Source organism: Candidatus Omnitrophota bacterium, assembly GCA_018894435.1.
GTDB lineage: Bacteria > Omnitrophota > Gorgyraeia > JAHIPI01 > JAHIPI01 > JAHIPI01.
Window position 1 is genome coordinate 1 of the sequence record JAHIPI010000093.1, and the last position, 5,193, is coordinate 5,193.

At 44.2% G+C, this 5,193-nt stretch carries 7 protein-coding genes and 1 riboswitch; of the genes, 1 reads left to right on the forward strand and 6 read right to left on the reverse strand.

Annotated features, from left to right (window positions below; translation table 11 throughout):
• Positions 1-71: 71 nt before the first annotated feature.
• The 5 genes from KKI13_07975 to KKI13_07995 all read right to left on the reverse strand — a co-directional run bounded on the left by KKI13_07975 (position 72) and on the right by KKI13_07995 (position 3,831).
• The gene (locus KKI13_07975) at positions 72-1,175 is read right to left on the reverse strand and encodes a hypothetical protein (protein MBU4488979.1); all 1,104 of its coding nucleotides are present in this window, start codon (positions 1,173-1,175) and stop codon (positions 72-74) included.
• Positions 1,176-1,187: 12 nt separating this feature from the next.
• Positions 1,188-1,679: a hypothetical protein gene (locus KKI13_07980; GenBank protein MBU4488980.1), complete on the reverse strand. Its 492-nt coding sequence runs from the start codon at positions 1,677-1,679 to the stop codon at positions 1,188-1,190.
• 68 nt (positions 1,680-1,747) lie between these two features.
• Positions 1,748-2,260 carry a hypothetical protein gene (locus KKI13_07985; GenBank protein ID MBU4488981.1) on the reverse strand — a complete coding sequence of 171 codons (513 nt, stop codon included), beginning with the start codon at positions 2,258-2,260 and terminating at the stop codon, positions 1,748-1,750.
• Positions 2,261-2,451: 191 nt separating this feature from the next.
• Positions 2,452-2,958, reverse strand: a complete 507-nt coding sequence (locus KKI13_07990) for a hypothetical protein (GenBank protein MBU4488982.1) — start codon at positions 2,956-2,958, stop codon at positions 2,452-2,454.
• A gap of 354 nt (positions 2,959-3,312) precedes the next feature.
• Entirely contained in the window at positions 3,313-3,831 is a 519-nt protein-coding gene (locus tag KKI13_07995) for a hypothetical protein (protein ID MBU4488983.1), read from the reverse strand.
• Positions 3,832-4,056: 225 nt separating this feature from the next.
• Positions 4,057-4,163, forward strand: a riboswitch (cyclic di-GMP riboswitch).
• A gap of 93 nt (positions 4,164-4,256) precedes the next feature.
• On the opposite strand from KKI13_07995, the gene KKI13_08000 reads away from it, so the two are divergent.
• Complete coding sequence (locus tag KKI13_08000; protein ID MBU4488984.1) at positions 4,257-4,532, forward strand: hypothetical protein; 276 nt, start codon at positions 4,257-4,259, stop codon at positions 4,530-4,532.
• A gap of 59 nt (positions 4,533-4,591) precedes the next feature.
• On the opposite strand, the gene folE is transcribed toward KKI13_08000, so the two are convergent.
• Positions 4,592-5,149 (reverse strand): GTP cyclohydrolase I FolE, encoded by a 558-nt coding sequence (folE, locus tag KKI13_08005; GenBank protein ID MBU4488985.1) that lies wholly within the window; start codon positions 5,147-5,149, stop codon positions 4,592-4,594.
• Positions 5,150-5,193 lie beyond the last annotated feature (44 nt).

A 5,193-nucleotide genomic window follows, 5' to 3' on the forward strand; every position in this document is an offset into this window, starting at 1 on the left:
ATGCCAGAAATAAAGGAGAAGAAAATAGGATAAAGAAAAGTATGAGACCTATTTTTCTTTTCATTTAATTTTCACTTAATCGAGAAATCTCCTTCTTTGGTAAGTTCTTTATCGCCGAACATTACTACGGCTTTAGCCTTATATTTACCGGCTGAAAGGGGTGCTTCGGCCTTTACTTCTATCTCCTTCTGGCTATTTGGCGCTACTAAAATACTCTTAAGGGGCAGGCTTGCCGCAACATCTCCTTTATCATTAATGATATCCATACGCCCGGATACTTTGATATTAAGGTTACCGGTATTATTCACCATTATATTGAAACTGGGCGAGTTCGTATCGGCACTAATGTTAAGCTTATCGATGCCTCCGGAAGAACTGACCTTTAAAACCGTCTCCGCCACGAGGGGTGAATCCAATCCTGTGTCAAGCGTCGCTATCACGTCGTAAACCCCTTCATTAAGTTCGCCCAGCCATTCTGTTTTATATTCCCTCGTATCGCCCGGCAAGGTATTGATGGGACCTAATTCTTTTCGCCCGAAGACATTGCCGTCTCTATCTATTATATTCGCCACACCCTGCGCGATTATATGCGTATTGCCTTCATTCTTTAAAGTCAGGTTTATCGTAAGCGGGCTATTCTGATCAGGCCTGCCGCAGGTAAATGATGTTATCTCCCCTTTTCTATCTATACGCCCTTCGCTTTCCTGATATATAATAGTGCCTATCCTCCCGGAAAAACGGACCATCATGTTTCCGCTAGTTGCTTCTCCTTCGCTGACAATAGATTCAAAAAATATAACGGCATAATGGCCGCCCGAAGCATCGGCCGGTACTGAAATCGTATATTGAACCCCTATGCGGGAATTTGCTTCAACGCGGAATTTCTGGGGATGTATCGATATCCATTTTGCGCAGGAAAGGGGTGTTGTCCCTGCCGGCGCAAACTGCTTGCCGCCATCTTTTACATAAACCCAGTCCTCGGCATAAGCCCGCATGTCCATGGGGGTGTCACTTTTATTATCGACGGTGATGGTCCCGCTTTTCGTCTCTCCCGGAGAAATGCTTATGCGCACACTCGGCGGACTTACATTAATGGAGAAAGCCGCCGCTTCTTTATGCGCTGCAAAAAATATCATTACAAATATTATTGCGAAAATTAAAATTCTGCTTTTCATCGTCTCTCCTTATCATTCCGTAAAAGTAAAGACTATCTTTGTATTATAAGTACCTGATTGAACGGGTCTCGGCACTATCACCTTAAATTTCAGGGTAATATCCGTCCCGGGATTCCCCTCTGTGCCCGGAGCGCTATAAACGGTCCTCTCTACCGTGAAATCCTCCTGATTTCTTACCAGCGAATTATTCCCCGGAACACTGCTTGATATCCCATACCAGAAAAAATTGGTGTTCGGGATAAATGAGGAAGGGTTCAAAATACTTGTCAGCGGCCGCTCTGCCCTTATCCTGAGCTGCCAGGGGTTGCCTTGATCCGTTTGGCAGGTCACCTTCAGCCCTATGCCCGGAACATCATCTTTTATATCTCCCATATTCAAATTGCCGAAATCGATAGAATAGAAATTGAGGTTTATGGAGAAGGTCGCGAGAGCATCCTGCGTGTGCAAAAATACCGCCGAAGAAATTATAAGGAGTGTTAAGAATATAAATTTTATATTTTTCAAGGTCTAGTCTCCTAAATTCCCTTACTTGCGTCCCAGAATTTATCCCGAGCGTAAGCGAGGGGTGGATTTTATTCGGTCATTGTTAGGATAAGCGTGGTAGAATAAGTCCCCGCCGCCTGATTTTGCGGAATATCAATGTTAAACGTCAGGTGAAGCTCCACATTCGGATTTGTGATATAGTCCTGGCCGCCTGCCTGATAAAATGCAAAAGGCGTCGTGCTAAGATTCCCGGTACCGGGATTCCAGGTACCGCTTCCCGTGGCCCACCCCCACCAGTTGAAGTTGTCGTTCGATATCGTGGCTGTTCCGGAGGTAAGTTCGGAAGTGATATTTATGCTGACGCTCCAAGGCATATTATTATTTGTAACACAGACTACATAAAGGTCTTTCGGCTCCGTAGTGATCCCGGGATCCACATTACCGAAATTTAAGGTCGGAGGATTTGCCGATATGGTAAATACCGGATTAACTCCTACGGAAGCGTCCAGATTGGAGACATCTTGCGAGGCAATAGCGTGACCGGCCGCGCATACAAAAAAGAAAAGCCCTGAGGCTAAAATCAGATACTTCTTACTTATCATAATATCACCTTTTCTTTTATATTGCTATAATTATACTCTTGCACTTATTAACAAGTGTACCACACGTAGGGCGTTTGTCAAGAGCACTTGCTTTATTAGCGTAAAAAGAACCCCGCCATTTTGAGATTCTCAAAATGGCGGGGTTGCGAGGCAAATCCTCAGGTTCTTCTCCCTGTTTTTGTCTTGTGAAATTATTCTACCATTGTCGCTGTTACGGTCGCTGCATACGTACCTGACGGCGTGCTCCAAGGAACATCAAGCACAAAGCCCATGTTCACTCGGACATCCGTATCGCTATACTCGCTGAGAGCGGCTGTATAGGCCAGCTGATCAATTAGAGTAAGAGCAGTTGCCGTCCCGACGCATGTCCCGGCGCCTTCACCCGCAATTACGAATGTGTAAAATTTGAAATTCGAAAGCGGGATCAAGTTTGCACCGGATGCTATTGTACCGGACTTTACCTGAACAGTCCAGGGTAGATTGTGGTTAGTTCCGCAATACATTGTGACAGAACCCGAACCTCCGCTTCCCTCTGCGACAGTTCCCATGTCTACAACGCTTTCACCGATTGCAAATGTGAAACTGGGATTCACTGTGATAAGGACTCCCACTGTATCATTTGCCGTTTCGGCTTGCGCCAAACCGCTGAAACAAAGCCCTACCAACAGCGCCACTCCTAATACGATTAACTTCTTCATGACACCCTCCTCTCCTGTTTTTACTACCTTTTTGTTCGTTTGCTTTTCCATCTTCGTAAAACCTTTTTAAAGACCTTTACTTATCGTGGTTATAAAACGACCTTTGAATTTGGCCTCACTTCAACTATACCACACGTTTCCGAATTTGTCAATAGGCGAAATCACACTTTTTGCACGCCTAACTTTACACTTCCCACTCTTGCACTTTCTTCACCTAAGGAGACGTACGCACCCCCCAAATCTAACAAAGAAAACCCCGCCCTTTTGAGAAAATTAGCACGCGCTAAATCACCTCAAAAGGGCGGGGTTATCTTAACTAGCTGTCTATTTTCAGGTCCAAAAATGACACGACTCTTATTCGTACATCGTCAGGTATAGGTTCGTGGCGTAGACACCTGCAGCCTGTGTGCTCGGAACTGTAATATACAATCCCAGTACCATCGGAACAAACGTATCGCTACCCTCCGCTGAAGTTGAAGTATAGAAGTCTGTCTGAGTTAAGGGAACTATTTGCGCCGCCGCAAACACTCCAAACGATCCCTGTGCTTGCTCTGCGTCTGCATTTGACCACGCTGCACATTTGAAACCAGGATCACTGGGCAATGTGTTAGTTCCGCTTGTAAACGGATTCGCGTTAAGGGCCATCTTCCACACATTGCCATTGGTCGACTTGGCGAATATGCCTATCGTAGTCTGAAGGTTTCCAGTAGGAACATCAAAGGCGTACGAAGACTTATCGACATCAAACCCAAACTGTGCAGCTACGTTAAGCGTTAATGGCAGTGTCTTAGATGCACTAGCAGCATTTGCTGTGACAGAATATCCAACGAGAACCATCGCCATCACAACTACGATTGATAACATCTTTTTCATTTATATCACCCCCTTTCTTTACTAAAATTACTGCTCGATTAAAATCTTTTTAAAACTTGTACTTCTATCTGACTGATATTATATTTCATTTATCAATATAGGTCAATAAAAAAATCAAGAAAAAGTACGGAGAAAACAAATAACTAACTATTGGCAACCCTAACAAAATCCTATTGACTTCGTCACTTTATTGTGATATACTTATAATGCAGTAGAAGTTGTAGGTAGCCGAAAAGGCAAACCATTCGAAAGGGTGGGGCGCAAAACTAAAGAGCCTACGACCGAAGGGAGTCCCGAGGGGAAACCGGAGGTTAGGGCAGTCAGTTGCCGAAGCGAAAAAGCGCCTATTCTTTTGATGGCAGCAAAAAAGAATAGGTTTTTTTTCGGCTACCTTCTCGGGAGACGCGAGAAGGGGGATGTTGACAATGAAGCCGAAAATTGCTCTTTTAATCATGGCGATGGTTATCATGGTATCAGTTGTAGCCGGAAATGTGGCATACGCTGAATCCACAAGCCGGTCGGTATACCTGACAATCACGGTCATCGGAACCCTATCCTTAAATGTAGACGAGGACTCTCTGACAACGGATTCTGGAAAGATAAATGCTGAGGCCTTCTCGGAAATGAAGGATCATAATATAGAAGTAACGAAACTCGTACGCAATAATTCTGACGTTTGGCTCTTTACAAAAACTGAATAAGTAAGAGATAGTCTTCCTCAGGTTTTCTCCCTTACCTCCTTTTCCTGGGCAGGCTATCTCTATTTTTTTATAAGCGAGAGCGCTTCCGCCCGCGTCTTGTGATTCTCCTTAAATATTCCTCTGACGGCGCTTGTAACAGTCATAATGCCCGATTTTTTTACGCCGCGCATGCTTAGGCACAAATGTTCCGCTTCTATAATCACCATCACTCCCAACGGATTCAGTTTCTTCATCAAAAGATCCGCTATTTCCGTGGTAAGCTTCTCTTGTACCTGGGGCCGTTTTGCAAATATATCAACGACGCGAACGAGCTTGCTCAAACCAGTCACTCTATTGCCTTTCGGTATATACGCTATATGCACCCTCCCTATAAAAGGTATAAGATGGTGCTCGCATACCGAATAGAGCGGTATATCCTTTAATAAAACTATCTCGTGGTGTTCTTTGTCAAAAAGGACCTCGAATTCCTTCTCCGGGTCCATCTTTATACCGGCGAATATTTCCTCGTACATTTCGGCTACTCTTTTCGGCGTATCGATAAGATCTTTTCTTTTTGTATTTTCCCCTATAGCCTCGAGGATCATCCTTACCGCTTTTTCTATCTTCTTCTTATCCATTTTTCACCCTGGTATTATATTTTTCTTATTTTCCAATGCAAAAT

Excerpts from the sequence above, each read along its gene's own strand:
- KKI13_07975 (MBU4488979.1), bottom strand. The coding sequence starts at position 1,175 with ATGAAAAGCAGAATTTTAATTTTCGCAATAATATTTGTAATGATATTT.
- KKI13_07985 (MBU4488981.1), bottom strand. The coding sequence starts at position 2,260 with ATGATAAGTAAGAAGTATCTGATTTTAGCCTCAGGGCTTTTCTTTTTT.
- KKI13_07990 (MBU4488982.1), bottom strand. The coding sequence starts at position 2,958 with ATGAAGAAGTTAATCGTATTAGGAGTGGCGCTGTTGGTAGGGCTTTGT.
- KKI13_07995 (MBU4488983.1), bottom strand. The coding sequence starts at position 3,831 with ATGAAAAAGATGTTATCAATCGTAGTTGTGATGGCGATGGTTCTCGTT.
- KKI13_08000 (MBU4488984.1), top strand. The coding sequence starts at position 4,257 with ATGAAGCCGAAAATTGCTCTTTTAATCATGGCGATGGTTATCATGGTA.
- folE (MBU4488985.1), bottom strand. The coding sequence starts at position 5,149 with ATGGATAAGAAGAAGATAGAAAAAGCGGTAAGGATGATCCTCGAGGCT.